The sequence below is a fragment of the Lacrimispora sphenoides genome, assembly GCF_900105215.1.
Lineage (GTDB): Bacteria > Bacillota > Clostridia > Lachnospirales > Lachnospiraceae > Lacrimispora > Lacrimispora sphenoides_A.
In genome coordinates, this window is record NZ_FOIP01000001.1 from 3,350,163 (window position 1) to 3,377,037 (window position 26,875).

22 protein-coding genes are annotated in these 26,875 nt (G+C 37.8%); 17 read left to right on the forward strand and 5 right to left on the reverse strand.

The features are described 5' to 3' along the window. Nucleotides 1–81: 81 nt before the first annotated feature. Genes BMW45_RS15475 through BMW45_RS15485 form a run of 3 tightly spaced genes read left to right on the forward strand, consistent with a single transcriptional unit; the run spans nucleotide 82 to nucleotide 4,093 of the window. Nucleotides 82–873, forward strand: a complete 792-nt coding sequence (locus tag BMW45_RS15475) for a Cof-type HAD-IIB family hydrolase (RefSeq protein WP_207649074.1) — start codon at nucleotides 82–84, stop codon at nucleotides 871–873. A gap of 2 nt (nucleotides 874–875) precedes the next feature. Next, on the forward strand, nucleotides 876–2,309 hold the full coding sequence (lpdA, locus tag BMW45_RS15480; RefSeq protein ID WP_092245420.1) for a dihydrolipoyl dehydrogenase: 1,434 nt from the start codon (nucleotides 876–878) through the stop codon (nucleotides 2,307–2,309). Continuing rightward, entirely contained in the window at nucleotides 2,306–4,093 is a 1,788-nt protein-coding gene (locus BMW45_RS15485) for an aminopeptidase P family protein (protein WP_092245423.1), read from the forward strand. The genes lpdA and BMW45_RS15485 overlap by 4 nt, the downstream gene beginning before the upstream one ends. Nucleotides 4,094–4,119: 26 nt before the next feature. Here BMW45_RS15485 and BMW45_RS15490 read toward each other — a convergent pair whose 3' ends face one another. Continuing rightward, entirely contained in the window at nucleotides 4,120–4,458 is a 339-nt protein-coding gene (locus BMW45_RS15490; RefSeq protein WP_025234006.1) for a helix-turn-helix domain-containing protein, read from the reverse strand. 174 nt (nucleotides 4,459–4,632) lie between these two features. Here BMW45_RS15490 and BMW45_RS15495 point away from each other — a divergent pair, with 174 nt between their 5' ends. After that, complete coding sequence (locus BMW45_RS15495) at nucleotides 4,633–5,520, forward strand: GGDEF domain-containing protein (protein WP_166433372.1); 888 nt, start codon at nucleotides 4,633–4,635, stop codon at nucleotides 5,518–5,520. Nucleotides 5,521–5,629: 109 nt separating this feature from the next. Here the strand turns inward: BMW45_RS15495 and BMW45_RS15500 are convergent, their stop codons facing one another. Continuing rightward, nucleotides 5,630–6,211: a prolyl-tRNA synthetase associated domain-containing protein gene (locus BMW45_RS15500; protein ID WP_092245428.1), complete on the reverse strand. Its 582-nt coding sequence runs from the start codon at nucleotides 6,209–6,211 to the stop codon at nucleotides 5,630–5,632. 830 nt (nucleotides 6,212–7,041) lie between these two features. On the opposite strand from BMW45_RS15500, the gene rlmD reads away from it, so the two are divergent. The 13 genes from rlmD (at nucleotide 7,042) to BMW45_RS15565 (ending at nucleotide 24,296) form a co-directional block, all read left to right on the forward strand. Beyond that, the gene (gene rlmD / locus BMW45_RS28510; RefSeq protein ID WP_416388665.1) at nucleotides 7,042–8,676 is read left to right on the forward strand and encodes a 23S rRNA (uracil(1939)-C(5))-methyltransferase RlmD; all 1,635 of its coding nucleotides are present in this window, start codon (nucleotides 7,042–7,044) and stop codon (nucleotides 8,674–8,676) included. A 136-nt stretch (nucleotides 8,677–8,812) separates the two neighbouring features. Further along, complete coding sequence (locus BMW45_RS15515; protein WP_330390760.1) at nucleotides 8,813–10,060, forward strand: recombinase family protein; 1,248 nt, start codon at nucleotides 8,813–8,815, stop codon at nucleotides 10,058–10,060. Nucleotides 10,061–10,364: 304 nt separating this feature from the next. After that, entirely contained in the window at nucleotides 10,365–10,625 is a 261-nt protein-coding gene (locus BMW45_RS15520) for a single-stranded DNA-binding protein (RefSeq protein WP_092245434.1), read from the forward strand. Beyond that, the gene (locus BMW45_RS15525; protein WP_092245437.1) at nucleotides 10,606–12,108 is read left to right on the forward strand and encodes an ABC-three component system protein; all 1,503 of its coding nucleotides are present in this window, start codon (nucleotides 10,606–10,608) and stop codon (nucleotides 12,106–12,108) included. Before BMW45_RS15520 ends, BMW45_RS15525 begins: the two co-directional genes overlap by 20 nt. Then, nucleotides 12,105–12,908, forward strand: coding sequence for an ABC-three component system middle component 1 (locus BMW45_RS15530; protein WP_092245440.1), 804 nt, complete (start codon nucleotides 12,105–12,107; stop codon nucleotides 12,906–12,908). Before BMW45_RS15525 ends, BMW45_RS15530 begins: the two co-directional genes overlap by 4 nt. Beyond that, nucleotides 12,908–15,316, forward strand: coding sequence for an AAA family ATPase (locus tag BMW45_RS15535; protein ID WP_166433373.1), 2,409 nt, complete (start codon nucleotides 12,908–12,910; stop codon nucleotides 15,314–15,316). The genes BMW45_RS15530 and BMW45_RS15535 overlap by 1 nt, the downstream gene beginning before the upstream one ends. 773 nt (nucleotides 15,317–16,089) lie before the next feature. Continuing rightward, entirely contained in the window at nucleotides 16,090–17,409 is a 1,320-nt protein-coding gene (locus BMW45_RS15540; RefSeq protein ID WP_092245447.1) for an AAA family ATPase, read from the forward strand. A 218-nt stretch (nucleotides 17,410–17,627) separates the two neighbouring features. Then, on the forward strand, nucleotides 17,628–19,640 hold the full coding sequence (locus BMW45_RS15545) for an ATP-dependent nuclease (RefSeq protein ID WP_092245450.1): 2,013 nt from the start codon (nucleotides 17,628–17,630) through the stop codon (nucleotides 19,638–19,640). Next, nucleotides 19,619–21,556, forward strand: a complete 1,938-nt coding sequence (locus BMW45_RS15550; RefSeq protein ID WP_207649075.1) for a UvrD-helicase domain-containing protein — start codon at nucleotides 19,619–19,621, stop codon at nucleotides 21,554–21,556. The genes BMW45_RS15545 and BMW45_RS15550 overlap by 22 nt, the downstream gene beginning before the upstream one ends. A gap of 399 nt (nucleotides 21,557–21,955) precedes the next feature. Continuing rightward, nucleotides 21,956–22,555 (forward strand): hypothetical protein, encoded by a 600-nt coding sequence (locus BMW45_RS15555; RefSeq protein WP_092245453.1) that lies wholly within the window; start codon nucleotides 21,956–21,958, stop codon nucleotides 22,553–22,555. 147 nt (nucleotides 22,556–22,702) lie between these two features. After that, nucleotides 22,703–22,864: a hypothetical protein gene (locus tag BMW45_RS27910; protein ID WP_166433374.1), complete on the forward strand. Its 162-nt coding sequence runs from the start codon at nucleotides 22,703–22,705 to the stop codon at nucleotides 22,862–22,864. A gap of 116 nt (nucleotides 22,865–22,980) precedes the next feature. Next, a complete protein-coding gene (locus BMW45_RS15560; protein ID WP_242883050.1) occupies nucleotides 22,981–23,898 on the forward strand; it encodes an ATP-dependent DNA helicase in 918 nt (305 codons plus the stop codon). After that, complete coding sequence (locus BMW45_RS15565; protein WP_092245457.1) at nucleotides 23,895–24,296, forward strand: HEPN domain-containing protein; 402 nt, start codon at nucleotides 23,895–23,897, stop codon at nucleotides 24,294–24,296. Before BMW45_RS15560 ends, BMW45_RS15565 begins: the two co-directional genes overlap by 4 nt. Before the next feature lie 10 nt (nucleotides 24,297–24,306). Here the strand turns inward: BMW45_RS15565 and tnpC are convergent, their stop codons facing one another. The 3 genes from tnpC to tnpA form a co-directional block, all read right to left on the reverse strand. After that, nucleotides 24,307–25,845, reverse strand: coding sequence for an IS66 family transposase (tnpC, locus tag BMW45_RS15570; RefSeq protein ID WP_092242818.1), 1,539 nt, complete (start codon nucleotides 25,843–25,845; stop codon nucleotides 24,307–24,309). Between the two features lie 86 nt (nucleotides 25,846–25,931). Then, entirely contained in the window at nucleotides 25,932–26,288 is a 357-nt protein-coding gene (gene tnpB, locus BMW45_RS15575) for an IS66 family insertion sequence element accessory protein TnpB (RefSeq protein WP_092241062.1), read from the reverse strand. Continuing rightward, nucleotides 26,282–26,656 (reverse strand): IS66 family insertion sequence element accessory protein TnpA, encoded by a 375-nt coding sequence (tnpA, locus tag BMW45_RS15580; RefSeq protein ID WP_092242820.1) that lies wholly within the window; start codon nucleotides 26,654–26,656, stop codon nucleotides 26,282–26,284. Before tnpA ends, tnpB begins: the two co-directional genes overlap by 7 nt. Between the last annotated feature and the right edge of the window lie 219 nt (nucleotides 26,657–26,875).

Consider the following 26,875-nt stretch of genomic DNA (forward strand, 5'->3'; position numbering starts at 1 on the left):
GTATATTTCTTGAAAAAATTTCAAATTTAATATATTATGGTAAGGAGACAATTATTTAGGAAGAAAAATAGGTGAAGATAGATGAAGCCAATTGTAAGCTTTGATGTAGATATGACACTGCTGGACCATAAAGACTGGACAATTCCTGCCAGTGCCTTAGAAACCATAGAAAAGTTGAGAGAAAATTATACCATCGTACTGGCAACAGGCAGAGACATGGATTCTATTTTCAGCACTGCCATCCGGGATCAGGTAAGACCGGATGCGATCATCCATCTCAATGGGACGAAGGTAACTGTGGGGGATAAGGCCATTTATGAACATACCTTTGATAAGGTACTGCTGAGAAATATTCTGGCTTATACTGAGAAAACTCCATATAGCGTTGGAACTACAGTTGGGGAATGGGACTATTATGTTAATCCCGAAGTGGTAAAAAGGCATGATGCAACGCTTTGGGGAGAATGCGGAAGAAGATTTGAAGATCCTGGAAAGCTTGTGGAGCTTGAAGTGAGGACTATGGCCTATATTGGAGATGAGGCTGGAGCAAAAGCCATGGAGGAGGAATTTCCGGAAATCCATGTACATATGTTTGCTGATAAACGGGGAGCAGATGTGGTGGAACGGAAGGCTTCAAAAGCTATGGGCCTGATGAGGCTTTGCGAATATTATAAAATACCACTTACGGATACAATAGCATTTGGAGACAGCATGAATGACTACGATATCATTAAAATAGCAGGCAAGGGAATTGCCATGGGCAATGCCATGACTGAATTAAAGAAAGCAGCCGATTACGTCACGGATCCCATTGATCAAGAGGGAATTAAAAATGCCTGCCTCCATTTTGGAATGATCCGGCAGGAGGACTAAAAATGGCAGAACATTACGATATACTTGTGATCGGCGGAGGGCCAGGCGGATACACAGCTGCTTTAAAAGCCGCCGGTCTGGGACTTAAGACTGCCATTGTGGAGAAGGAAAGACTGGGAGGTACCTGTATTAACAAAGGCTGCATTCCTACAAAGGCCTTACTTCATGCCTCCAGTATATTTGAATCTCTTCAAAACAGCGATGAATTCGGGGTGTCCACAGATTTTATTTCTTTTGATTTTAAAAAGATGCAGAATTATAAAAAACGTTCTGTAAAAGCGTATCGCAAGGAAGTGGAGGAGCTTGTTAAAGCAGCAGGAATAGCTATCATCTGCGGGACAGCAACCATACGCCGGGGGCGGACTATAGAGGTGAACGGCCTGGAAGGCAAGGATTATTATGAAGCAGATCACATCATCATTGCCACCGGGGCAAAACCGGTGATGCTGAAGATTCCGGGAGCGGACCTTTCCGGGGTTCTGACCAGTGACCGCCTGTTAGCTTCTGATACGTGGAATTACGACCGCCTCACGATCATTGGAGGCGGGGTGATCGGAGTGGAATTTGCTACTATTTTCAGCGCCCTCTGTTCCCATGTGACTATATTAGAGAACAAAGCTCATTTACTAGGGCCTATGGATTCTGAAGTCTCCCAGGCCCTGGAAGAGGAGCTTAAAAGAAAAGGAATCGCGATCCATTGCAGGGCAAATGTTAAGGAAATCCGGGAGGAATCCAATCAGGGGCTGACTTGCATCTTTGAAGTAAATGGAGAGGAACAAACCATCCGTTCCGGGCAGGTCCTCATGGCAGCAGGACGGGCTCCTTATCTGGATGGACTGATGGGACCGGATGTGAATCTTGAGATGGAAAATGGCCGTCTGAAAGTAGATACAGAATTCAGAACCAGTGAGCCGGGGATTTATGCCATCGGCGATGTAGCGGCTGATATCAAGCTTGCCCATGTGGCGGCCGCACAGGGGACCTATGTAATAGAAAAGATTGCAGGAGTTGAACATACCACCCGGCTTTCTGTGGTGCCAAACGGTATGTTTGTCAAGCTTCCTGTGGTACCGAGCTGCATTTACACGGAACCGGAAATCGCCTCCGTAGGGCTTACCAGGGAGGCGGCTATCGCCTGCAGCATGAAGGTGAGATGCGGACGCTACTCCATGAGCGGAAACGGAAAATCCATTATAGCCAGAGAGCAAAATGGGTTTATCCATCTGGTATTTGAAGAATATTCCGGTACTCTCGTGGGAGCCCAGATCGTATGCCCCAGGGCAACCGATATGATCAGTGAGATGGCGACGGCAATTGCGAACGGCCTGACAGCAGAACAGCTTATGCTTGCCATGCGAGCCCATCCTACCTACAGTGAAGGAATTGGGTCTGCTATAGAAAATTATTATGAAACCAAAGGAGAGATAAAGCGATGATTCAGGAAAGACTGGAACAGTTAAGAATACTGATGGCTGAGCATCATATGGATGCTTACATGATTCCAACCTCGGATTTTCATGAATCCGAGTATGTGGGAGAATATTTTAAATGCAGAGAATTTATAACCGGATTCAGCGGTTCAGCTGGTACGGCTGTAATTACGAAGGATGACGCAGGTTTATGGACCGATGGCCGTTATTTTGTACAGGCAGGCAAGCAGCTTGAGGGGACCGGAATCACCCTGCAGAGAATGGGACAGCCTGGAGTTCCTGAGATAGGGGAATATCTGGATCAGGTACTTCCGGAAGGCGGCTGCCTGGGATTTGACGGACGGGTAGTAAACTGTCAGCTAGGGCAGGACTTAGAAAAGCTTTTGGCGGAAAAACATGTGACCTTGGCCTATCAGGAAGACCTGGTGGAGGTTTTATGGAAAGAACGTCCGAAACAGTCCGCGGAGCCGGTATGGATCCTTGAGGAAAAGTATAGCGGAAAATCTTCAGCACTGAAAATAGAAGAATTAAGAAGCCAGATGAAGAAGGAAAAGGCAACGATTCATATCCTGACATCTCTGGATGACATTGCATGGCTTTTAAATATCCGCGGAAATGATGTGGAATGCAATCCGGTAGTTCTTTCTTATGCAATGATAACCCTGGACCGTTTTTATCTATTCATCAACGAAAAAGTGTTAAAGGATGAAGTGAAAGCTTACTTTAAGGAGCTTTCCGTAACTATTTGCCCTTATAATGACATTTATACAGCAGTTTCACAGTTAAGAGATCAGAAGGTTCTTGTAGAAACAGGTAAGACTAACTATGCCATTGTAAAAAATCTTGACAGCTCCAACAGCATCATTGATAAAATGAATCCTACCGCCCTTTCAAAAGCCATGAAGAATCCGGTAGAAGTGGAAAATATGAGAAAAGCTCACATCAAGGATGGCGTAGCCATGGTAAAATTCATCTACTGGCTGAAGCAAAATGTGGGAAAAGAAACGATCACAGAGGTCAGCGCCCAGGAGTATCTGGATCATCTGCGTTCCGAACAGAAGGGGAATCTGGGACTGAGCTTTGATACGATTTCCGCCTATGGCGCCAATGCAGCGATGTGCCATTATAAGGCTACAGCGGAAAGTGATGTGAAGATAGAACCCAGGGGACTTTATCTGGTGGATTCAGGCGGACAGTATTATGAAGGAACGACTGACGTGACCAGGACCATTGCGGTAGGGCCGCTGACAGAGAAAGAGAGAGAGCATTTTACCCTTACTGTCATCAGCATGCTGCGCCTGGGAGCTGTGAAATTTCTTTACGGATGCCGGGGACTGACCCTGGACTATGTAGCAAGGGAGCCGTTCTGGAGCCGTGGCATTAATTATGACCATGGGACCGGTCATGGAGTAGGATACCTGCTTAATGTCCATGAGCGCCCCAATGGGATCCGGTGGCGCATGGTACCGGAGCGTCAGGATAATGGTGTTCTGGAGGAAGGCATGATTACTTCCGACGAGCCTGGAGTCTATATTGAGGGCAGCCACGGCGTCCGTACAGAGAATCTGATTGTTAGTAAGAAGGCAGAAGAGAATGAGTATGGACAATTTATGGAATTTGAATTCCTGACCATGGTTCCCATTGATCTGGAAGCCATTGATCAATCCATTATGACAGAACATGATGTGAAGCTGTTAAATGATTATCACAAAGCCGTTTATGAAGCTCTTTCCCCGTATGTTACAGGAGAGGAAGCACTGTGGCTGAAAGAGAATACAAGAACTATTTAAACAAAATAATTAGGCAGAACCGTAAATTATGGTTCTGCCTGTTTTTGATTGTCCGCGTTTGCTTTAAGCCGCAATAATATGGGAAAAACCGCTTCCAGATCTTCTTTGCTTAAGTTTCTCATCAACGCAGCGGCTTCCCTTAAAAGAGGCTGTTCTTTTCTTTCCGTTTTAAAAAATTCTATGGGAGTAATTTCAAGATAATCGCAGATTTCAAAAAATTGTTTCATAGATGGCATGGAACGTCCTGAAGAAATTCCCTGGATATAGCTCTTATTTTTTCCCAAATCCAGGCTCATTTGATATTCTGAGATATTTTTTTTCAAGCGAAGCTCCGTGATTCGATTCCTGACAAACTGTTCATCCAACATTATCACCTCTAGGTTAATCATAAAGGATATTCTGTGCAGATGCTACGTATTGTATGCGTAATAATGGCAGAAAAACAGGTTGCATATACGGATGAAAAGCGTTATCATATACCATATACGAATGGAAAAGAAGCGGGATGAATGATTCCGGCAGGTACAGGGGGAAGGATCATGGCAGGTAATTCAGGAAGGCGGTTCGAAAGGTGGAATTCGGTGAACGAGCATGAGTTCTTCCGTTATGATGAGACGGAGCAATTGTACAGAAACATAAACTTATTTAAAGATACGGTTTTATTTGAGTATTCTTATGTAGATGAGAGGTTATATCTGTCACCAAACGCCAAAGGACAGATAGATTTGTTGAATTTTGAACGTATTCTTATTAAGCATAGAAGCAATGCCCCCCAGGTTGGTGAAATCCGTTCGTTTGAATTTTGTCTGGGGAAATCAGGGGAACCATACCACTGGTGCAGTTGCAAGTTGACTGCCCAATGGGAGGATCAGACAGAAAGCCCGGTCAAGCTTATTGGAAAGCTTCAGGATATTACCGGACTGAAGGCGAGGGAAGAGCAGCTGCTACTCCAGTCCTTAAAGGATGGACTCACCGGTTTATACAATAAAATGGCCTTTAAATACCGGGTAGAAGAGAAATTAAAGTCCGGCGGATCGGGTTGGCTCTGCATGATAGATATAGATAATTTCAAGGAAATCAATGACTGCTTCGGCCATCTGGCCGGCGACCGGATCTTGATGCAGGTAGGCGGAATGCTCTGTGATATTTATCCGGATCCGGATCTGGTGGGCAGGGCAGGCGGAGATGAATTTGTTGTTTTTACAACAAAAGATGACGTCCAGGAAAGGGCGGACAATCTGTTGGATCGAGTAGAAAAGATCATACCGGAAGAAAAGTGGTCCATTTCTGTCAGCATTGGAATTGCTCCTAGCACCGGAAAGCGCGGAGAGGATTATCAAAAGCTGTTTTCCAAAGCAGACCAGGCCATGTATCAAGCAAAACAGGCTGGAAAAAACCGGATTGCTTTTTTTTATGATGATTGTTGATTGATGGTTGATAGTTGATGGTTTAGGGATTATGGTGGTGGATTATATAGAATGGAAAGGTAAAATGGGGCAGGAGATGTTAATCCTGTCCCATTTTATTTTTGATTTGTTATTCCTGCTCGGTGGGTAAATCTACCAGAGTGTATTCACATTGGATTGCCGGGAGAAACTTGTCCAGAAGATCCTCGGTTTTAAACTTTAGGCTGGAAGTATTGATGCAGGGATGGCAGCCAAAGAATTCTTGAGATAGCACATCCTTATCAATCAGCAGCCTGACACGGCGGTTTTTATCGTTCATAAGCCCAATGACCGAGACAGAGCCGGGAGTGATATCCAGGAATTCTTCCATGAATTCCGGTTCTGCAAAAGAGAGTCTGGCGGAACCGATTTGCTTAGAAAGGGCAGCAGTACGGAATTTCTTTCCGCCGGGCAGCAGCAGGAGATAGAAATCAGTTTTCTGGGCATTGCGGAGAAATAAATTTTTGCAGATTTCTATTTTTAACAGTGCATCAACCTCCCGGCAGGCTTCTATGGTGGGAAGTGGGGAGTGATCCACCCGTTGATAGGATATATTCAATTTTTCCAGTAGGTCATAGGTGCGGATTTCCTTGGGAAGACGCCCGGTTTGATCATTGGGACTCCCGTCATAAAGGGTTTTATCCAGGTAAAAGGTTTCGTTTGTATGAACCATGAGTTGCACTTCCTTTTGTCTTTTTATGATTTATTATATATGAGAGAGGAAATAATTCAAGTATTTCTTGAGTGAGTGAAAGTATTTAGTGGTATTGGCGGTGGAGATGTATTATAATAGGTGTGAATAAAAATGGAAGCTAAAGGCCCGGCGGAAAGGTAGGATTGGAAGTATTTTTTGAGGCGGCCGGGATTTTATTGTGTAAAGGGATTAAAATAGAAATGGATTAAAGAATTGAGAGAGTTTAATAATAAGAAGAGTTTAAAGATAGGTGAGTATATTAATAGGAAGGGTAGATTGCATAAATGATAGATAACCGATTGAAGAAAGAGAAATTTAGAAGTGATAGAATGGTAAAAGGCAGTGATAATAGGAAGATAGAGGGGCAAAAAGGGAAGGAAAGCGGCTGGAGCGGTAGTAAGAACGATAGTAGGAATGGCAGTAAGGGCGGTAATAGCATCGGTGGCAGGAGCGACAGTAAAAACGGTAGTAAGAACGATAGTAGAAATGGCAGTAGGAGCGATAGTAGCATCGGTGGCAGGAGCGACAGTAAAAACGATAGTAGGGCCGATAGTAGGAACGGTAGTAGGTATGGTAACAGCATCGGCAGCAGGAACGGTAGTAAGAACGATAGTAGGAATAGCGGTAGGAACGACAAGAGTACTGACAGCAGGAACTACAGTAAGACCGATAGTAGAGCAGGTAGTAGGGGCAGTAACAGCATCGGCAGCAGAAGCGGCAGAAAGGCCGATAGTGGGGCCGGTGGTAGGAGTAACAACAGCATTGACAGTAAGGCCGATAGTAGGAACGGTGGTAGGAGTAGCAACAGCATAGACAGCAGAAGCGGCAGAAAGGCCGATAGTAGGAACGGCGGTAGGAACAGCAACAACTTCGACAGCAGGAACAGCAACAATGCGGGCGGCAGGAGTGGCAGTAATACCGATAGCAGGAACAACGGTAGGTATGGCAATAGCTCCGGCAGCAGGAACAGCGGTAGGAATGACAATAGCACTGACAGCAGGAACAGCGGTAGGAATAGCAATAGCACTGACAGCAGGAACAGCGGAAGGAATGGCAATAGCACTGACAGCAGGAACAGCGGTAGGAATGGCAATAGCACTGACAGCAGGAACAGCGGTAGGAATGGCTATGGCGTTGACAGCAGGGACAGTGGTAGGAATGGCTATAGCTCTGACAGCAGGAACAGTGGCAGGAACGGCAATAGTGCCGACAGTAGGAACAACAGCAGGAATGACAGTAGTTTTGGCAATAAGAAAGGGCATAGTGAAGATATGCCTAATAGGACAAGCGGAAGAGAAAAAAAATCATTATCCAAATGTTCGGTATCACGTAAATGCGGAGGTTGTCAGCTTTTGGACATGCCTTATGAAAAACAGTTGGAACAGAAACAGAAATATCTGGAAAAATTGCTGAAGCCATATTGCCACGTTGCACCGATTATTGGTATGGAGAATCCTTATCATTATCGCAATAAGGTTCATGCAGTATTTGACCATGACAAAAAAGGCAATCCGGTCTCAGGCGTATATGAGGTGAACTCCCATAGAGTTGTTCCGGTAGAGAACTGTATGATCGAGGACCAGAAGGCGGATGAGATTATCGGGACTATTAGAGGTATGTTGAAATCATTTAAGATACTTACCTATGATGAGGATACCGGGTATGGATTATTGCGCCACGTACTGATACGAAGGGGATTTGCCACAGGAGAGATCATGGTTGTTCTGGTAACCGCCTCACCGATTTTTCCTTCTAAGAAAAATTTTGTGAAAGCGCTGAGAGAGAAGCATCCGGAGATCACTACAATTATACAGAATGTTAACGGCAGGGAAACAAGCATGGTGCTGGGAGATAAAGAACATGTGCTTTATGGGAAAGGATACATTGAGGACATTCTGTGTGGCTGCCGTTTCCATATTTCTTCTAAATCTTTTTATCAGGTAAATCCGGTGCAGACGGAGATTCTCTATAATAAGGCCATTGAGGCTGCAGGGCTTACTGGCAAGGAGCGGGTAGTTGATGCTTATTGCGGGATTGGTACCATAGGTATTGTTGCCAGCAAGTATGCAAAGGAAGTTATTGGGGTTGAGCTAAACCGGGATGCTGTAAGGGATGCAGTGGAAAATGCCAAGATCAACGGTATTAAGAATGTCAAGTTCTTCTGTAATGATGCGGGGAAATTTATGGTGAGTATGGCGGAAGACGGAGAGCATGTTGATGTAGTGTTTATGGATCCGCCTAGGAGTGGGAGCACGGAGGAATTTATTGATTCCATGGCGAAAATGAAACCGGAAAGGGTTGTTTATGTGTCTTGCGGGCCGGAGACGCTGGCAAGAGATTTGGAGTATTTTAGAAAGAAAGGGTATGAGGCGAAAATGGGCTGGGGGGTTGATTTGTTTCCGGCGACGGAGCATATGGAATCCATAGTCCTGTTGCAAAGGTAAAACATTTAAAAAATAGCGAATTTACAGAATTATAGATGGCGACATGTTTTGACGTGAAAGGAAACTTTCACGTCTTTTCTTTTGGATAGGATCTTAATGTGCCACTATATTTTATATAGATAATGAAGGAATGAAAATGAAAATGAAAATTGTTAGGGTCATACCAGCTTTACCTAAAGAGAATAAGCAGCTCAGAGTAGCTGCTTATTGTCGTGTCAGTACATCAAATAAAGCGCAACTACGCAGTTTGGACATTCAGATAAAAACTTACACAAAGATGATCCGAAGCAATACAGATTGGCTATTTGCTGGTGCGTTTTATGACATCGAAAGCGGGTTGCGTCGAAGCGGTCGAACTGAGCTGGATAAAATGCTTAGAAAGGCTGCGAAAGGAAAAATAGATTATATCATCACAAAATCAATCAGCAGAGTATCAAGAGATACTGTAGAGCTGTTGAAAATAATCAAATTCTTGAGAGAAAGGAGTATCAATATGCATTTTGAAAATGAAAATTTGGATTCTATCAGAATGGACAAGGAATTTGAGATTACGCTTAGAGGTATGCTGGCACAGGCTGAAAGCCGAAATATGAGTGGAAATATTCAATGGGGATTCCAGCGGAAGTTTGAAAATGGTGATATTTTTACAAAGTACAGGAATTTTATGGGGTATGGCTGCGTAGATGGCGAAATTGTTATTGTGCCAGAACAAGCTGAGATTTTGAGGACGATATTCAATTTATATTTGCAGGGACTGACATTTTATCAGATTAAGACTTATCTGGAGTCTATGAGAGTACGAACTGTTACTGGCAAGAAACATTGGGATACTACAACAATTCAGAAGATGCTGAAGAATGAAAAATACAAAGGTGATACTATGTTACAAAAGACTTTTATACAGGATTTTATGACGGGTAAGAAAGCAAAGAATGTAGGACAGCGTAATCGATACTATGTAAGAAATAGTCATCCAGCTATAATATCTGATGAAGTTTTTGATAAGGTACAGCAAGAAATGGCTAGACGGGCAAGGCTAGTTTACAAAGAAGATGGTACAGTGGAATCTGGCATCAGCAAGTATAACGGAAAATATTTTTGGGGTAATTTGCTTGTGTGCGGTGATTGTGGAGCCTCTTATCGGAGAAGAATGGAAAGAGGCGAGGTGGTTTGGAGATGTGCCACTAGAATTGAAAAGGGCAAAGACGAATGTGCTCTACCTACGCTAAATGAAAAGTGGTTAAAGGAAGAGCTCTCAGAGCTGATTTGTCACGGTATTTACGATGAAAGTGTAGTGAAGAGTAAGGTGGATAGAATTGAAGTGTATGATGGGCATATTTTAATTAAAGGATATGACGGGTCAAATGTGAAAGTTTGTTTATAGTGAAATAAGAACCTGGAGATACAGTTTCACTCAGGAATAGTGGCTAAACAAGAGGTGGATGACTATGAATAAACATTAAAATAGAAGCAGTGTGTCTTCTCTGCTCCTGTTGAATTTAAACTGCCAATAATAAAGTCCTTTAAGTGCTAAGGGCTTTATTATTGGCGGTTTCGCTATTATGATTCTAAATATTCTGCAAAATTGTGTATAATGTGACGTTTTGCTGTTGTAAAAACATAGGAAGAGATATACAATTATAATAACAATATTGTTTATATTATTATCTCGATTAGGAGGTATCACTTTGTCAACAGTAAATGAATTATTAGATATGGTAAAAAGAGAATTAGCTAACCTTAAATCAGGTGAAATTTTCTTGGCTCGTGATCTTTTTAAAGGCTACGAGTGGAATAGAGTATTACGAAGTGACCGACTCCTCCTTGGCACCTTATTTCTCAATTATATTAAAAGTGATGATTTAGGGATTATCCCGATTGAAAAAACTTCATCTGGGCAGCAGAGATATATAAAGGAGGATATATATAATGTTAATACCGCCTTTTAGTGCTATTCCATCTTGGGAAGGTTTCGAATATCAAGGCTATTGTGCGCTATATTTTGCTTTAAAGCAGATTTATGATTTAATTCAAAATAACAAAGTAGAAAGTATCAATTACTTTAAATTAGGTTTAGAGGGTGAAGATGATTTTTCTATTATACAAAATGATGAGTATCTTAGTTTGCACCAAGTAAAGTATGGCAGTTTCTCTTTAAAAAATAAAGATAAGCTTTGTTTTATATTATCAATTTTACAATATAAGGCAAAGTATGGCTATTTCCACGTTAGTAAGCCAAAGACTTTATCATTAGATTTCATTGCAACTACTCAAAATTTAATTGATGAACTATTAGAAGAACTGAAAAAAGAAATTAAGGCTAAAAATGAAATACTTCCAAATGAATATGACAAATATTTGCTGATAGAAGATATTACTGCAGATACGACAAAAGGTTCTGTCTACAGCATAATTAAATTTGTGAGTAAGAAGCCAATTGATAAAACCAACTTACTAGAAGCGAAAACTGATATAGAAAAAGAATTAATTTGTTACAAAAAAGACCTTTCTACTAAAGATGATAAAGATTTATGGGCTGTGAATGAGGAGATCTTTGCATCAACAAGGGATGTCAAGATTGCAACATATAAATTAATTGAGAAAATATTAGAAATTCAGTATCCAAACAGAAAAATGTACTTAGACAATTGTGAAGTAAGGTTGATTTGTGATCAAGCATTTTTATTTATAAAAGAAAACGTTCAGGACTCTAATACAAAGAAAAGAAAAAATAATTGTAAAATTAACTTTAAAGATATATACGATAAAGTTGTATTTGACTATAAGACAGACAGTTATACAGTAGACTTCCAATATTATAAACTGTTGGAGCGTATAGAAGATGTATTCAATAAGTATCCGACTAGCACTAACAATAATTGCGATTTTGATAAATGTGAAGAATGCGAAAAATGTAATCTTTATGAGCAAATAGAAAAAGTGTTTCAACTTACATCCGAAGAACAAAAAGAATTTTTATATAAACTACTACTAAAAACACCTAATCACGACTTACCTAATGAGTCTCTTGTAAATAGATTGATTATCACTCTATTACGTAAAATTAATGGTTTAAAACTTGAAGAGTCAAATGCAATTTTAATGCAAAGTAAAGGCAAGTTTTTCAGGTTAACATTAGATTCAAGTGGTGAAAACTATGAACTATGCGAACAATTAAACCAAGAACTACATAGAGCAGATGGTGATAAATTACTAATATACGAAACAGATGTACTTATAACCGATCAGTTGAGTGAAGAAAGCTTTTTACATGATGGAAATAAGTTTAATATTATAGGTGAAAAAGAGTTAAAAGATATTGCTCAAATAAGTTCTGATACTATTGAAAAGAAAAAAATAAACATTAATAAACCTAAAATCATGAGACTAATTAATCGTATAGATGCTGAAAAGGAGCTAAAGAATAAATGATAAATATTTTAGATAATATATTTGACTATTATAAATACCAAAAAATAAATATTTCTGATTTACAAAATCAAAATAATATCTTATTTTATAAGCATCAAGATACTTCAATAGCTAACTATTTTTTGGTGTATGAAATAGATTGTAGAGAATTCGAAGACGATGAACAGAAAGTAAAACTTGCTTTAGATGAACTTGAAAAATTATATGCCACAAAATCAAAAGATAGCTATACTTTAAGAAGCAAAATATTGGAACAATTTAAAAGCACACAAGAGGCTAGTCAGATAGATAAAAATACTTCTGCGATATATCTTCTACTATTTAACAATATTGAACAGTTGAACAAATATAGAAATGAAGTCTATTCTATAGAAGAATCACCTAATTACTTCAAAAGATACGTTTTGCCCTACACACTGAAGCAGTTGAATCAATTGAATGATGCACTATCTCAATTTCCAGATAGATCATTAGATGAGGCATTATGCCAAATTATAGATAATGAAGACAATTATTTTAGATTAGTTGAAGGAAAAGATCTGGAAAGTACTTATGGACTTGTAATTCGGATGTTTTCTAAACTTCCATTTTTGCAGTATAAATTTAAGACTGAATTAGCACCTGAACCCATAGAAAAACAGGTTGAACGTAATTTAAAAGAAGAGCAAATCAATTATCATCGAATTTTGAATAATGATGAAATTAATATCGAGGAGATACTTCTATTAGAAGATAGTCTTGTCATTGCTGAAGATGAGATAGATAAAGAAATCAAAAAAAGGATGAAAGGGGTAAAATAGTGAGTTATAAAATTGAAAGTCTAAAAGTCCGCAATTTTAAGTGTTTTGATTCTAAAAAATTTTATGAATTCTACTTTATACAGGATGCAAATCCTACTATTTTATCAGGACCCAATGGATTTGGTAAAACAACATTTTTTGATGCCATTGAGCTGATTTTTACAAAAAGAATAACACGTTTAAATTCAGAGATTGAAGATGGAAGAACTAATCTTGGAAAAAATATTCTGTTAAATACATCAGATGAATGCGGATATTTGATATTAACATTGATAAATGTAAGACATGAAAAGATAACTATTATTGCGGAGATAGATAATGGTCTTACAAAGCTATTTATCGATACAGCTATTAAATTTACTTGTATTGAAGGAACAATTGATACAAATAATTTTGATGAATTTTTGAGTGGCAATATAAATTGGAAGGACGATATTTCAGAATATGAAAATTTAAATTACATAAAAGAGCATTTTAATATCTACTATTACGTTTCTCAAGCGGAATCTGTTCATTTTCTAAAAAATAGTATTTCCAGTAGAAAAGACAGTATGACTAAACTTCTTCAAACAGAAAGTATGCAAGAGAAAATCGATAAGATAGAGAATAATTTAATTGGAGCTACAAGGGCAAGAACAGGAGTTTTAATTAATGATGAAATAAAAACAACAAAAAGTGAGTTAGATATTAAAATATCAAATTTTAAGATGAAATTGGATGCTACTGGTGGAGAATATAAAGAAATCAGTTATACACCATTGTTAATGTATTCGCAAGATTGTGAAATGAAAAAATGGGATTTTGAGAATTTAGAGTTAAAGGATATTTCAGAGAAACAACTGTCAGCATATATTGATGAAATAAATGGCATTTATAATTTATATCAAGATTTACCTGACTATAGGAAGTTCCTGAAAAATAATGAAATATTGATGTTTTCAAATAACAATGAAGCAATCTTAAGCTACATAAAATTCAGTGAATTTATGAACGGTAATAAGTTTAATCTTAAACAGGTTGAAGATGAAGTTACAAAATTAAACAGATTGCTGGATGTTTTTAAATACAGTGCTTTCTTCCGCAGTGAATTGGATATTTCAAAATATAAAAAAGAAGATATGATTTCTTTGCAAGAAATAGGAATGATTCCTGATACGTTAGTAATTGCTGACATAGATAATCTTGTTAACGAAATAAAAGTACTAAACTCCAAACTTGGAGAGAACCAAAAGAAGGCAAATGAACTGATACAAGCGAGAGAAAAGCTACATTCAGTTAGAGAAAATAATGCAAATTTAAATCGTTGTCCTTATTGTAATAGCCATTATGACAATCCTGAGTTATTGGAAGCAGCATATAGCTCTTTAAGTACTCAGTTGAAAAACTCACAAGATAATATTTCTATAGAACTAAAAGGTAAGAAGGCGAAACTATCTAATTATGCTAAATCAATAGTTGATTCAATAGAAGCATTGTTCGCGCGAAAAGATGACAACGAAATTGAACAAATTCGTACAATTGCTAGTGAATATTCTATGCTTCTTAAGTCAGAAAAGAAAATCAGTGATATTTCAAAAATTCATGGATTGGTTGGAGAAGTTAATTCGTGGAGAGAACTTGATAAGACAAGCAAAATTGTTGAACTGAAAAGAATTATTGAGTCGAATATTTCTGACTATGAAAATAAGAGTTTTTTAGAGAATTTAAAACACTATAATTATGACAATATATTTATGGAAAATGCTGGCCTATTATCGATTGAGCAATCAAATTTAAAAGACAAAACTGCTACAGATAATAAAATTATGTTTGTAAGATACCAAAATAGTCTTCTGAAAAATAATGAAATCGATCAGATCAAAAATGATATTAAGACATTAATCATCAAATTGAAGAAACTTGAAAAAATCAGAAATAACTTTGATAATCTAAAGAACTTGTATAATACTACAATAGACGAATATAAAAATTTAGTTTTAAAGAAGTTGCGAGTGCCTCTCCTAATATACACAGGGAAAATATTGCAGGACTATCAAAATGGTCTAGGTGTATTTATTAATAAAGACGAAATGAGATTTGTTTCAAATGGTGATGCAAAACATGACATACTCAATACATTTAGCTCAGGACAACTATCTGGGTTTATTCTATCTTTTTTGTTTGCAATGAATAAGCGATATATTTCAGAACAAACAGATGATATAGGATTTATTCTAATTGATGACCCAGTACAAACTATGGATGATATTAATATAGCATCATTTATAGAAGTGCTAAGGAACGATTTTCCAAACAAGCAGATTATTTTATCTACACATGAGACTGACAAAGAAAATTATATATTATACAAATTTTTAAAATATAATCTAATAGGCCAATCGTTTAATGTAAAGGATAATATGTATTAATTTATCTTAGAAAATTAAACTACTGAAATTTGCAAGAGAAGTATGATGAAAGGCTTTAATCTACTTTTAAGAAAAATACCCTGCAGCCAAGGGGGTGCCAGGCTCGATGGTCATCAGAATTGCAGCAACAAGGCATACGGAGGTGATTGTCGAAATTTGTCGAATGAAAGTGTGAGACTTATGATATACCTTTTTTATATAATGTGGTAAAATGATAATTGAATTTTACTATAGAAGATTTACTATTAACAGGATTAGTATTATTTGTAGATAGGTGTTAAAGGTCTTCAATAGCAATGTCGAGGACCTTTTCCAAAATTAAAAAAAGGTACCGCTTATCGAAAGAGTATTGGCTCCCAGATTTTATTGCAAATAATTCTGGGGGTTTATTTTATATCTAGTGTCCGGGAGGTTTAGAGTATCTATATCTGAAACTATATATATTAACACATAAGTATTTTTAATTGCTGGAATATAGAAATTTGCATTGATCACATGAATAATATTATCAATATATTTATTAACTTTGTTATAATATTTTAACAGCAAGATAAGAAAGGCATGTTAATAATTGAACGCGGAATTAATAAGAAAAGTGTAGGCGATGGGAGGAAATTTGTTTGAATAGGTATGTGTAAATTTTAAAAAAACATAGAACTTAGATGATGTTGTCTTAGATGTGATAGGAATACACATTTGATATATTTATAAGAATATATTTTGATTTATATTAGATAAAAACTATAGAGATATGTACATAGGAGAAGCAAATTATGATTTCTGTTTTTCTATCATATTGTCAAAAGGATAGTCGATATGCTGATGAGATAGATTTTCATTTTAGAAATACAAATATTACTATAAAAAGAGATATAAGAGAAATAAGTAGTTGGAAAAGTATTCGTGAATATATGAAAACTATTCGAAATATGGAATATGCAATATTGATTATCACGGAAAATTATTTAAAATCTTTTAATTGTATGTATGAAGTAATGGAATTAATGAAAGAAAAGAATTATCAGAATAGGATATTTCCTGTTTTATATACAATTGATATTTATGAAACGACAGGAAAAATTTTATATATTAAATATTGGGAAAACGAATATTGTTCCTTAAAACGCCAAATTAGGCAACTTAAAATGGAAAATGCTATTTCTGTTATCAATAAATTAAAAGAGATTCAAAGTATTCAATCTTCAATAGATGAATTCTTGAGTTTGGTTACTGACATGAATAATCCAGACGTAAAGAATGTTAATAAAGAAATAGAAAAGCACTTGAAGTTGCAAAATATTTTGAAAGAAGAAACTGAAAAAGGATTATACTCAGGTATTATTGCTATTGTAAATCCGGCAGGTGGAGTAGGAAAGTCTACAGTAGCAGGTGGATTATCATATGCACTAAGAAAGGTTCTGAATAAAAAAGTACTTTGTATAAGCCTGGGTTCTTTGGATAATGCACAATATATTTTAGGCTTACATGAAGAAAATGAAGATAGAGTTTTTGTATACGAACAAACATGTGTTCACCAAACCCCATGTGAAGTGGATTTTATATATAATAAAGAGATGAAAGAGTTCCGCCTAATGCAAGAGCTGCAATACGGTAAATCAAATTGGGATGGGATATTAAGCGAAATAATAAATCAGAAAATATATGATTTTATAATTATAGATTGCGGAAGAGGCAACGACGGATTTAACCAAATAGAGATTCTTAATTTAGCAGATAACATTATTATTCCATTGGGAGATAATATTCAATCTATTAATGGTGTTAAGAATGTTGCCAATATTGTTAAAAATGAAAAAAGGGTAAAAAATATTTGGCTGCTTAATTCAATTGGACATTTTATTGGAAAAGGAAAATTAAATGAGGATTTGCAGCGCATATTTACCAAAACTATAAATGTACTTCAGAAGGAAAATATAGTGATAAGTGAGTTCACCACAATAATACCTAGAATTAATAAAATGGTAGAAGTTACTTGGGAAAGAGGTATTTTAATTGAATCATGTAAAATACGAAAAGTAAAGCAGGCTTATATTAATTTAGCAAAAGAGGTGGAAGAGAACTTTTGTGATTAACTGAATTATCTAAAATTTTGCTTGGTCTATTTGTTGAAAAAAAGTAGAATGGAAAATAAAAAATCACATAGATATTATGCACTAATTGTAAAGTAAAATAGAGGCATAACAATTCGAGGATTTATAATTTTACTATGATTTATGTTAGTTGGTCAATTTATAAGATTTACTATGTATTATAAAATACGAATTTAACAAAATAGAGTGGAGGTTAGTCAATGTATATACAGAGGGTTTCAATAAAGAACTATCGGAATTATAAGGATTTTACCATGAAGTTTCATAAGGGACTTAATGTCATAATCGGCGCGAACAACTCTGGCAAGACAGGGCTGCTTACTGCTGTGAAATTGTTGCGTGAGCCTTCTGTTTGTGCCGATGATTTCAATAAAAATGAATTACTCGAATTTGGAACAAAATATCGCGAGGACGCTCCGCAGATTGCGATTGAATATACCATTTGTCATACTATTTCGGAGGAAGATACAGAGGATGAAAGCATTATCAGATTGTTGCCATTCTTGGGCATGAACGAACTTACTGAATTTCAACAGGAAGCTGATGGGACAACAAATTACAATATTACCGCTATCATCAAAGCCGTTTGCACTCTTGATGAAAAGGCTCTTAGCGATTATAAGAGGGAAGTTTCCAAGATAGCTGATAATGACTTTGGAAAATATATGACCATTCTAAAATCGTTTGAGAATAGCTATTCGTGGTCTTATTACAACGCATCCAGTAATACCGCTGCTGATAAGAAGGCCGCTACCGAAATATTTGATATTCGCTTTATTGGTGCGGAACGAACCAGTGATGATGTCCACAAGGAGACCAAGCGTGAAATTGATGCCTTTGCAAAAGATCAGGGAAATGCTACTGCGATTGCAGAGTTGCGAGATTCTGTAGCCATCGACATGAAAGCCATTCTTCAATCTGTATTAGATAAGTTAGAAAAGTTATTTGAGGGCGAAAATAATGATATTGGACTGTCGCGTGGCAATGTGTCCATTTCTCAAAATCTTCGTCCAAATGTATCCGTGGGAGATTCATACATCACAGAAGTAAGGGATACCAAGGCTGATTATATTGTTCCGCTTGCTTATAACGGATTGGGCTATAATAATCTGATTAATATTTATATGCTGATAAAACTGACGGAAATCCGTCCGGGCAGGGACTTTCGAATTTTACTCCTTGAAGAACCCGAAGCACATTTGCATCCCGCTTTGCAATACAAGCTATTCAAATATCTGCGTCAGTTAGATCAAGAAAACAGCCTGAATCAGCAGATATTTGTTACTACGCATTCAAGCAACATTTCAGCTGTAGCAGGCATAGATAATATGTTTATGATTGCCTATGATAGGGATGGCGATTGTGCTGATTGTAAAGAACAGAGCCTTTCTGTGCAGTTTACTGACAGTGAGGGTGCAGAAAAGCATAAAGAGAAAGCCAAAAAGCACTTAACGAAATTTCTTGATGTCACCCGTTCAGATATGCTGTTTGCTGATAAGGTGATACTGGTTGAAGGCATCGCAGAGAGGCTTTTAATGCCCTTGTTTATGGAGAAGTGTGGCTGCTCTTACGAAGATGAGCATATCGCCGTGGTTGAAATTGGTGGTAAGCATTTCGAGCATTTTGTGGAGTTGTTTAATGGAAACGCTGTTAATAAAAAAGTTCTGTGTATAACTGACTGTGATTTTAAGTGGATTGCAGACGGCAAGGCAGAAAAAATTGAGGCATATCAGACGACCGTGCCTGAACATATACAGAAACTTGAGAACCGCTTTCCGATTGATAATTTTCATATATCAACACAGTCGATTGGTGGACGCACATTTGAGGATGAGTTGCTACTTAGCAACTTTGATAATCCAGAGATTTTATTAAAGATTTTTAAGCTGCCAGCAAGTCAGGTTATATCTGATTTTGTTGATGAACATGGGTTTGACTTTGCAAAGTGGGAAACACACTTACCTGAATTAGACGCACGCTCACAACCTCTTGTAAAGAAACGACTGGATGCATATAAGCAAGCGATTCAGGACGATACTGCTCACAAGACTGAGTATGAGAACTTGTTTTTTGCCAACTTATTTTTACATTATGCTAAGGGGTGTAAAGGTGATGTTGCTCTTGATATACTTGTGGATGAAGGATTGACGAGGGAGTTAACCGTTCCCGCTTACATACAGGAGGGGGTGAAATGGCTATGTCTATCGGAATAAATTCAAGTGATTTGCTAACTCCGGAACAGCTAGATAGTCATATCAAGATATATGCCGGACCGGGTGCAGGAAAAACACATTTTCTCGTGGAAAATGTTAAGAATATTGTTACTACTTATCCCCTTGTTGTGCAAAGCAGAGCAAGGAAGGTTCTTTGTATTACCTACACCAATGCGGCAGTTGATGAAATTAAGCATCGTCTTGATAGGTTTTCTTCATCTGTTGAAGCCTATACAATTCATGGGTTTATTATTGAGCATATCATCAAGCCGTTCCAAGAAGATTTGCGACAAATTATGCAGGAGGACTTTGGCATTACCGTAAATGGAAAAAGTAAGATTACGTCACAAGTCGAAGGAATGGGAATCCTGCATGGCATCGATAAAACAGATATATTTGAGTTCATAAAATCAGCGGTCGGAGATACCGAAGAACTGTCTTACAGTAAGAAAATATTAGGTGAAGTTGAGGTCGACCTTGCGGCATACCTTGCTGACAAAGCGGCAAAATTACGGGCATCAAGGCAGATTAATAATAATCACATCATTCCTATAAAGCAATATACTTGGTCGAAGGTAAGAAAGCTGACTCATAATGAAATCCTTTACTTTGGCTATCGTATACTTCAGAACAACCATACTGCCCTTTATGCTACAAGAGTCAAGTTCCCATTCATTTTTGTTGATGAGTTTCAGGATACAAACCCTCTGCAGACTTTGCTAATCAAGTTAATAGGAAGCAAGTCAACCGTTATTGGAACGATTGGTGATGTTGCACAGTCCATATATAGCTTTCAAGGGGCAAGGCCATCGCAGTTTTTAGCCCTAAATATAGATGGTAATCGGGCTTCAAGCGAATACGCAATTAGCGGTAACAGACGATCAACCGCTAATGTAGTTAATCTATGTAATTTTCTGCGCAAAGCGGATTCAACTGTCACTCAGAATAGCGAAAAGTGCTATAACAGTGATAAGGAAAAGCAATCGGCAGAGAAGACGAAAATCCATATTATTTCTGGTGAAGACGCGGCTGCCAAGCAACTGATAAACTCCGCAATTGCTGATGGTGCTGTAGTGCTTACCCGCACTTGGGCAGCAGCATTTTCCTATATCCAGGACATAAACGGAGAACAAGAGAGATATTTAAAAGCAATTTATAATGCCTATTATACTTCACCGATTGATATACGAAGCGATATTGTCGAACATAACTATGTAACTTGGGTGCGGGCTTTCAAATTTATTTTCAGACTCTGGAATGGGTATAAAACGGGTGCGTTTGTTGAAGTAATCGCTGCACTTGCACTCATAACAGACTTTGACACGAAGAAATTAACACCAAAAATCCTTACGCAATTAAAGTGGTTGACAGATGAAGTGTTTGGGGATCTTTCTGTAGAAGATTTGACCGTTGATATAATCAATGGATTCAGTTCTCAACTAAACGAAGAAAAGTATACCGATCTTGTATCGGTTATTGGTGGGGAACAATTTACCGTTCCGATTTTTGACGATGAAGATAGAGATGAAATTAAAACTAATGTTTCTTTGCTCAGTTGGTACACAGCGCATAAGCTCTTTACAGAAGTTTTTTCTGAAGATAGCCGCTATATGACCGTCCATCAAGCGAAAGGACGTGAATGGGAAAAGGTTATTGTAAGTCTTGAACCCAATAGCCGTAGGGATAGAGATAATACTACGTTAACCAGTATGTTTTTAAACCCGCAACTTCTTAATGAGGAGAATGCAGAGGAATTTACGAGAATGTACTATGTTGCATGTAGTCGCGCAAAAGTAGATTTGTATATTCACTTGAAAAAAGCTTCAGATGTAACTGCGTTACAGTCAGCATTGGATAATTATAATCAAGTTCACGAGGATAATCGAAGAATTGATTATGAAATACTCCCATTGTGAGCAGGGAAATGCTGTAACAGACCAATTAATTGAGGAACACTTTAGTAAACAGAATAAAGAAATTCGTTTTTGATGATTTTAGTATAAGGCTAAAAGAGCGTATTCTTGAAGATGAAAATTATAGCGTATTATTAAGTCGGGGAGCAAGACTGAACACAAGATTAGGAATAACGCCGAGTCAAATTGTACCGAATAAATCATTCGAAGGAATATTATGCTTTGGATTGTAAGTGCGGAAGAGGGTATTGAATCTCAAAAATGGTTTGCAAAGGAGCAAGATTTCAGAAATGTATCCTGACGTCAAGGGGGTGCCAGGCTCGACGGCCATCAGAATCACAGCAACAAGGCATGTGGAGAGTATATGTCTGCTAAGAAAAAAAGAAAAGATTTGATGCTGTCATGAATCTTACTAAAATTACAACTGACAACTTAATAGATATTATTGGAACCATTCTGGTCATAATTACAATAGGCATCTCTATTTTTCAATTTTTTGAAAACATTAAACATTCGATTGTGGAAGCAAAACAACAAATGGCATTAGACCAAACAAGTCAACTTCCTCTAGACGTTGCACAGTTTTGTACATCCTCCAGTAATGTTGCCGCCGGAATTTTTCTTGGGCCAAATACGCTTGATGATGTATCAAGAGAAGAGTTTGAACAGTCAAAGATAAAGCAAGATGAGCTTCAAGTAAAAATAAAAGAACAAATTATTGCCTATGGCTCAAATGATGCAATCAAAATCCTTGATAGATTTGAGACCCTTGTGAGAAATCCAATTAACGGCCTTATCACTATTGAGGTCTATTATCTACTTCCTCTTCTGATGACACAGGTGAAAGCAGATGTCACGGGGGAAGTGATAAATCCAATTACATTGTTTCATTTGTTAATGCCACAATTCAAAAGCCATGATGATAGGGCAATACACTATATCAATAATGCGATTGCTGATTTGGGACTAGATAGCAAACTAACTGCTACTAAAACAGACTGATGTACAAAAGTTATCATAATCTCCCACCAAGGGCGTTTTGCGCCTTTTCACCATCAGAATTGCAGCAACAAGGCATGTGGAGACGGTATGTCTACTTTCTAAGCAAATGTAAAAAGTTGAATTAATAATTAAATGGAGGAATATAAAATGTCAATGAAAGATATGGATAAAATGAAACAATTATTAGAGGAGAAGAAATCTCAAAGTAATTTCTTCTATGGTGAAAAAAAGATTGGTGTCGGAAAAGTTCAACAGAGACATAAGAATATCGGGACTGATTCAGAAAGAACTAAGAAAATATCCCAATAGTGTTAAAAAAAATAATCCTCTATCTCCTTTTAACAGGGGGGATAGAGGAATAAGTTCGTTAAAGCGGGTAGTAATACAAAAAGGTATAAGTTTAGCATTATAGGAGAAAAAGAAACATGTGTGCATTGTGTACAATTAACACAAGGGTAAAAGAGCCCTTTGATTATAGTAATAGAGAAGATTTTCAAGTTAAATTAGTTGAATGGATTGGTGACGTTTTGTATGATATCCTTCCTGAGCTTGGATACGAAGTTCGCGACGAACAAATATTTACAGCTTTTCAGATAGCTGATGCTGTTTGCAGCAAAAAAGTTCACTTAGCGGAAGCAGGACTTGGAACAGGCAAAACATTCGCTTATTTATTATCAGCAATTCCCTATGCTAGGTTTAGTGGAAAACCTGTAGTGATTGCGTGTGCTAGTACAGCACTTCAAGAACAACTTGCTGGTGACGCGGGGGATATTAAAACCCTTTCTAGGTTACTTGGATTAGAGATAGATGCTAGGATGGCAAAAGACTCACGTCAGTATATATGCGATGTTCGAGTAAATGAAAATTTAGAAGAATTCGATATGATGTCGGATGAGATTAATCAGTGGTTAAATAAAACAAATTTAGGTGAACGCTCAGAAATATCTACCGTACCAGATCGTATTTGGAAGAGGATTGGTTGGAATGAGTCTATGTCGTGTGATATTTGCATGAACCGTGGATATTGCAAACTTGTTAAAGCAAGAGAATATTATATACTTGCGAGAGATTTAATTATTGTAGATCATGAAACATTTTTTAATGACTTATGGACAAGGGAAGAACGATTAGCGAATGGACAATTGCCGATACTTCCAAATTATTCTGCAGTTATTTTCGATGAAGGGCATAAAATACTGCTTCCATCAGCCATGCAAGCAGGACAACAAATAAACAAGGAGGAGATTGACAACATAATCTTCACCCTTGGGGAAATACAGGGAGCAAGAGATTCATTGGTTTCAGAAACAGCTGCGATGGAACAGGCTTTTATTATAGCTTGAATGATTGGCCGGAGTTTAATTTAGAAGATAACGAAATATTAAAACTAGAAGAATTTTATGAACTATATAAGAAAATTGACAAAAATAAAAAGATAATTGATAGAATGATTGATTTGTGGATGACATCAAGAAGAACGCCTTCTTTTGATATAAAATTCATCTTGCATGTAACAATTTTAGAAATGTTTATTAATGGTAATACTAAATTAAGTTATAGATTATCAAGAAGTATTGCAGTATTGCTAGGAAATTCGAGGGAAAACTCTAAAGAGATATACAATAACGTGAAAAAATTATATAACGCTAGATCTAGGTTTCTTCATGATGGAGAAGAGAATAAAAGTAAGCGTCAAATAAGTTGGTGTATAGAAAAACAGACAACCTCTGTTTATAATTGAAGGTTGTCTGTTAGCGACAAAGTTTTTGAACCATTGGATCCCATGGCATATATTCTTCCAGATATTCTGGATATTCAAGAAATGCAGTTCCGGGAATATCGCTGAGAATGAATTGGATATACTTCCATGGATTTAATCCATTGGCTTTGGCGGTTTCAATTAAAGTATAAATACCTGCACTTGCTTCTGCCCCTTTGGGACTTCCTGAGAACAGCCAGTTCTTGCGGCCGATTGTAAATGGCCGGATGCTGTTCTCCGCCAGATTGTTTGATATGCTGCAGTTACCATCAAGAAGATAATTCAACAGTCCATCTTTTTGGTTATTCGCGTACTGAAAGGCTTTGCCCAGTTTGGAACTCGGAAGTACTTTAGGTGAGATTTCTTTTACCCATGACCAAAAGGCATCCAGTACAGGTTTTTCCTGTAGTAGACGCTGTTCTTTCCGCCCTACGGGGGATAGGATTTCCAGTTTTTTCTCAATCTCAAAAAGTTGGTTGATATATTTGACTGCCTGAGCTGGAATGGTTGCTTCTGGGCTGTCTACATCTTTGGGGAGAGTTTCAACAAAGTATCTCCGTAGATGGGTCCAGCAGATGCACCGGATAATACCAGATACTTTTTCATATCCTTTGTAAGCATCGGTATGAATGAATCCATGGTATCCCTCCAGATATTCCTGAGGATATTTTCCGCTTCGCCCTGGTTGATATACGAACTGGCGAATTGGCTGCTCAAAGCCTTTGATAGAGCAGTATACCCACATATAAGAATCCGTTGTATTCTTTCGATTTGGTTCATTCATGACCTGTACGGGTGTTTCATCTATGTGAAGGTATTGCTGCTCTAATAGTTTTTTATGAAGGAGTCCAACAACCGGGGAAAGCCAGTCCCGATAACTGGTAAGAATCCAGTTTGACATCGTTGCACGGCTTAAGGCTACTCCGAGGCTTTCCCATTCCTTTTCCTGACGGTATAAAGGAACAGCAAGTTCATACTTTTGATGAATGACCCATGCAACCGCTCCGGGGGAAGCATAAGAGTGTTGGATTACCGGATAAGGCATTGGAGATTTCTCCATGTATTCTTTTCCCTCCTTACGGCACTTTCTGCATTCAAAGGTCTCACGGTAATAATCGATGACACGCACTTTAGCAGGAATAAATTCAATTTCAGTACGGACGAATTCCTCCCCAACAGATTCAAGTGGAGTGCCGCAGGTTTCGCAGAAGCGGTCTTCTTCCGCAAGAGTACAAAGTTTCTTTTCATGGGGGAGATCCTTCAACAGTTCTTCTTTTTGCCCTTTGTGTTTGCGGCGGCGATAAGACGCAACATCTTTCAAATCTGGCTCTGCCGCCTTCGGGTCCGAGGAGGTTTCAGCTTCATCAAAAAGAGACATCTGTCCCTCGAGTCCAAGAGATGATGTCTGCTCCGTAGTCCTGCCATAAAGTTTTCTGGTCAGAAAAACAACCTTTTCGTGAAGAAGAAGGTTTTCTTTTTCTAACTCAGCGATGCGGTTTTCGAGATTTTCAACCTGATTGTTATGCGCCATTGATGACAGTCCCTTTGCTTTTTAACTGTCATAATTATACCATAAAAGCGCCGTAAAATCCAGTAAATACGGCACTTTTCGGCACTTTATATAATCATTTCTGGATAGGATTTTTTCACTGCTTTTGGTTGGTTGATGGACAGCCCTTCCATGAGCCACCGGAACTCCTGCCCCGATATTAGCCTCACTTCAGCCTGTGTCCTGGGCCACTGGAAAGTTCCATTCTCAAGTCTCTTATAAAGTAAGACAAAACCATCGCCCTCCCAGAAGAGAGCTTTGATGCGGTTGCATTTACGGCCACAGAACAAAAACAGGCTGTTGGAAAAAGGATCAAGTTTGAAGTTCTGTTGTACAATGGCGGACAGGCTATCAATGGATTTGCGCATATCCGTATAACCGCAGGCAAGATAGATATGTTCTGCCTTTGAAATGTCGCCTAACATAGATGCCTAATGGTACGAAGAGTATTTTCGATTGTTTCCTGGTTTGCCCCATTTTGAATTTCCAGAGTCATATTTCCAAGTCTGATGATGACAGCGGTTGATGAGCTGGATTTGGCAACTGCATACGGAACTTCAGCAAACATGGAGGGATGGGAGACAACTGTTGAAACTTTAGGTTTTCTTTCAGCAGGAATCGTATCAAACGCTTCATGCTTGATTTTGCGAAGCCAGTAATAATAGGATTTTATACTGACATCATGAGCGGTACACCAATCAGACACTTTCTGATTGCTTGCCCTGCATTTTTGAATCCGCTCTATCCAAAGGCTAAGTTTTTGGGAATGAGTCGCTACTGTTAAGCTATCCATAGATAAATCTCCAATCCCTTAAGGTACTTAAGTTCCTTAAGACTTTTAGAATTAGAGCTATTATCTCACAACTAAAAGTAAAAAAATACACACCGACTTATTTGACGCTTACGAATAAAAAGAATGAGAATGAGATAAATGCTCAAAATTATGCGAGGAAATTAATTGTAGAATTAATTATGTTAAGCTCAGAGTATAAAAAGTCTATAGATGATATAA

What these genes read in the sequence shown, in the direction of transcription:
- BMW45_RS15530 (WP_092245440.1), top strand. Translation starts at nt 12,105, where the DNA reads ATGATAAATATTTTAGATAATATATTTGACTATTATAAATACCAAAAA.
- BMW45_RS15550 (WP_207649075.1), top strand. Translation starts at nt 19,619, where the DNA reads ATGGCTATGTCTATCGGAATAAATTCAAGTGATTTGCTAACTCCGGAA.
- BMW45_RS15555 (WP_092245453.1), top strand. Translation starts at nt 21,956, where the DNA reads ATGAATCTTACTAAAATTACAACTGACAACTTAATAGATATTATTGGA.
- BMW45_RS15540 (WP_092245447.1), top strand. Translation starts at nt 16,090, where the DNA reads ATGATTTCTGTTTTTCTATCATATTGTCAAAAGGATAGTCGATATGCT.
- BMW45_RS15475 (WP_207649074.1), top strand. Translation starts at nt 82, where the DNA reads ATGAAGCCAATTGTAAGCTTTGATGTAGATATGACACTGCTGGACCAT.
- BMW45_RS15495 (WP_166433372.1), top strand. Translation starts at nt 4,633, where the DNA reads ATGGCAGGTAATTCAGGAAGGCGGTTCGAAAGGTGGAATTCGGTGAAC.
- BMW45_RS15500 (WP_092245428.1), bottom strand. Translation starts at nt 6,211, where the DNA reads ATGGTTCATACAAACGAAACCTTTTACCTGGATAAAACCCTTTATGAC.
- BMW45_RS15560 (WP_242883050.1), top strand. Translation starts at nt 22,981, where the DNA reads ATGTGTGCATTGTGTACAATTAACACAAGGGTAAAAGAGCCCTTTGAT.
- BMW45_RS15485 (WP_092245423.1), top strand. Translation starts at nt 2,306, where the DNA reads ATGATTCAGGAAAGACTGGAACAGTTAAGAATACTGATGGCTGAGCAT.
- BMW45_RS27910 (WP_166433374.1), top strand. Translation starts at nt 22,703, where the DNA reads ATGTCAATGAAAGATATGGATAAAATGAAACAATTATTAGAGGAGAAG.
- tnpA (WP_092242820.1), bottom strand. Translation starts at nt 26,656, where the DNA reads ATGGATAGCTTAACAGTAGCGACTCATTCCCAAAAACTTAGCCTTTGG.
- BMW45_RS15515 (WP_330390760.1), top strand. Translation starts at nt 8,813, where the DNA reads ATGAAAATGAAAATTGTTAGGGTCATACCAGCTTTACCTAAAGAGAAT.
- lpdA (WP_092245420.1), top strand. Translation starts at nt 876, where the DNA reads ATGGCAGAACATTACGATATACTTGTGATCGGCGGAGGGCCAGGCGGA.
- tnpC (WP_092242818.1), bottom strand. Translation starts at nt 25,845, where the DNA reads ATGGCGCATAACAATCAGGTTGAAAATCTCGAAAACCGCATCGCTGAG.
- BMW45_RS15545 (WP_092245450.1), top strand. Translation starts at nt 17,628, where the DNA reads ATGTATATACAGAGGGTTTCAATAAAGAACTATCGGAATTATAAGGAT.
- BMW45_RS15525 (WP_092245437.1), top strand. Translation starts at nt 10,606, where the DNA reads ATGTTAATACCGCCTTTTAGTGCTATTCCATCTTGGGAAGGTTTCGAA.
- tnpB (WP_092241062.1), bottom strand. Translation starts at nt 26,288, where the DNA reads ATGTTAGGCGACATTTCAAAGGCAGAACATATCTATCTTGCCTGCGGT.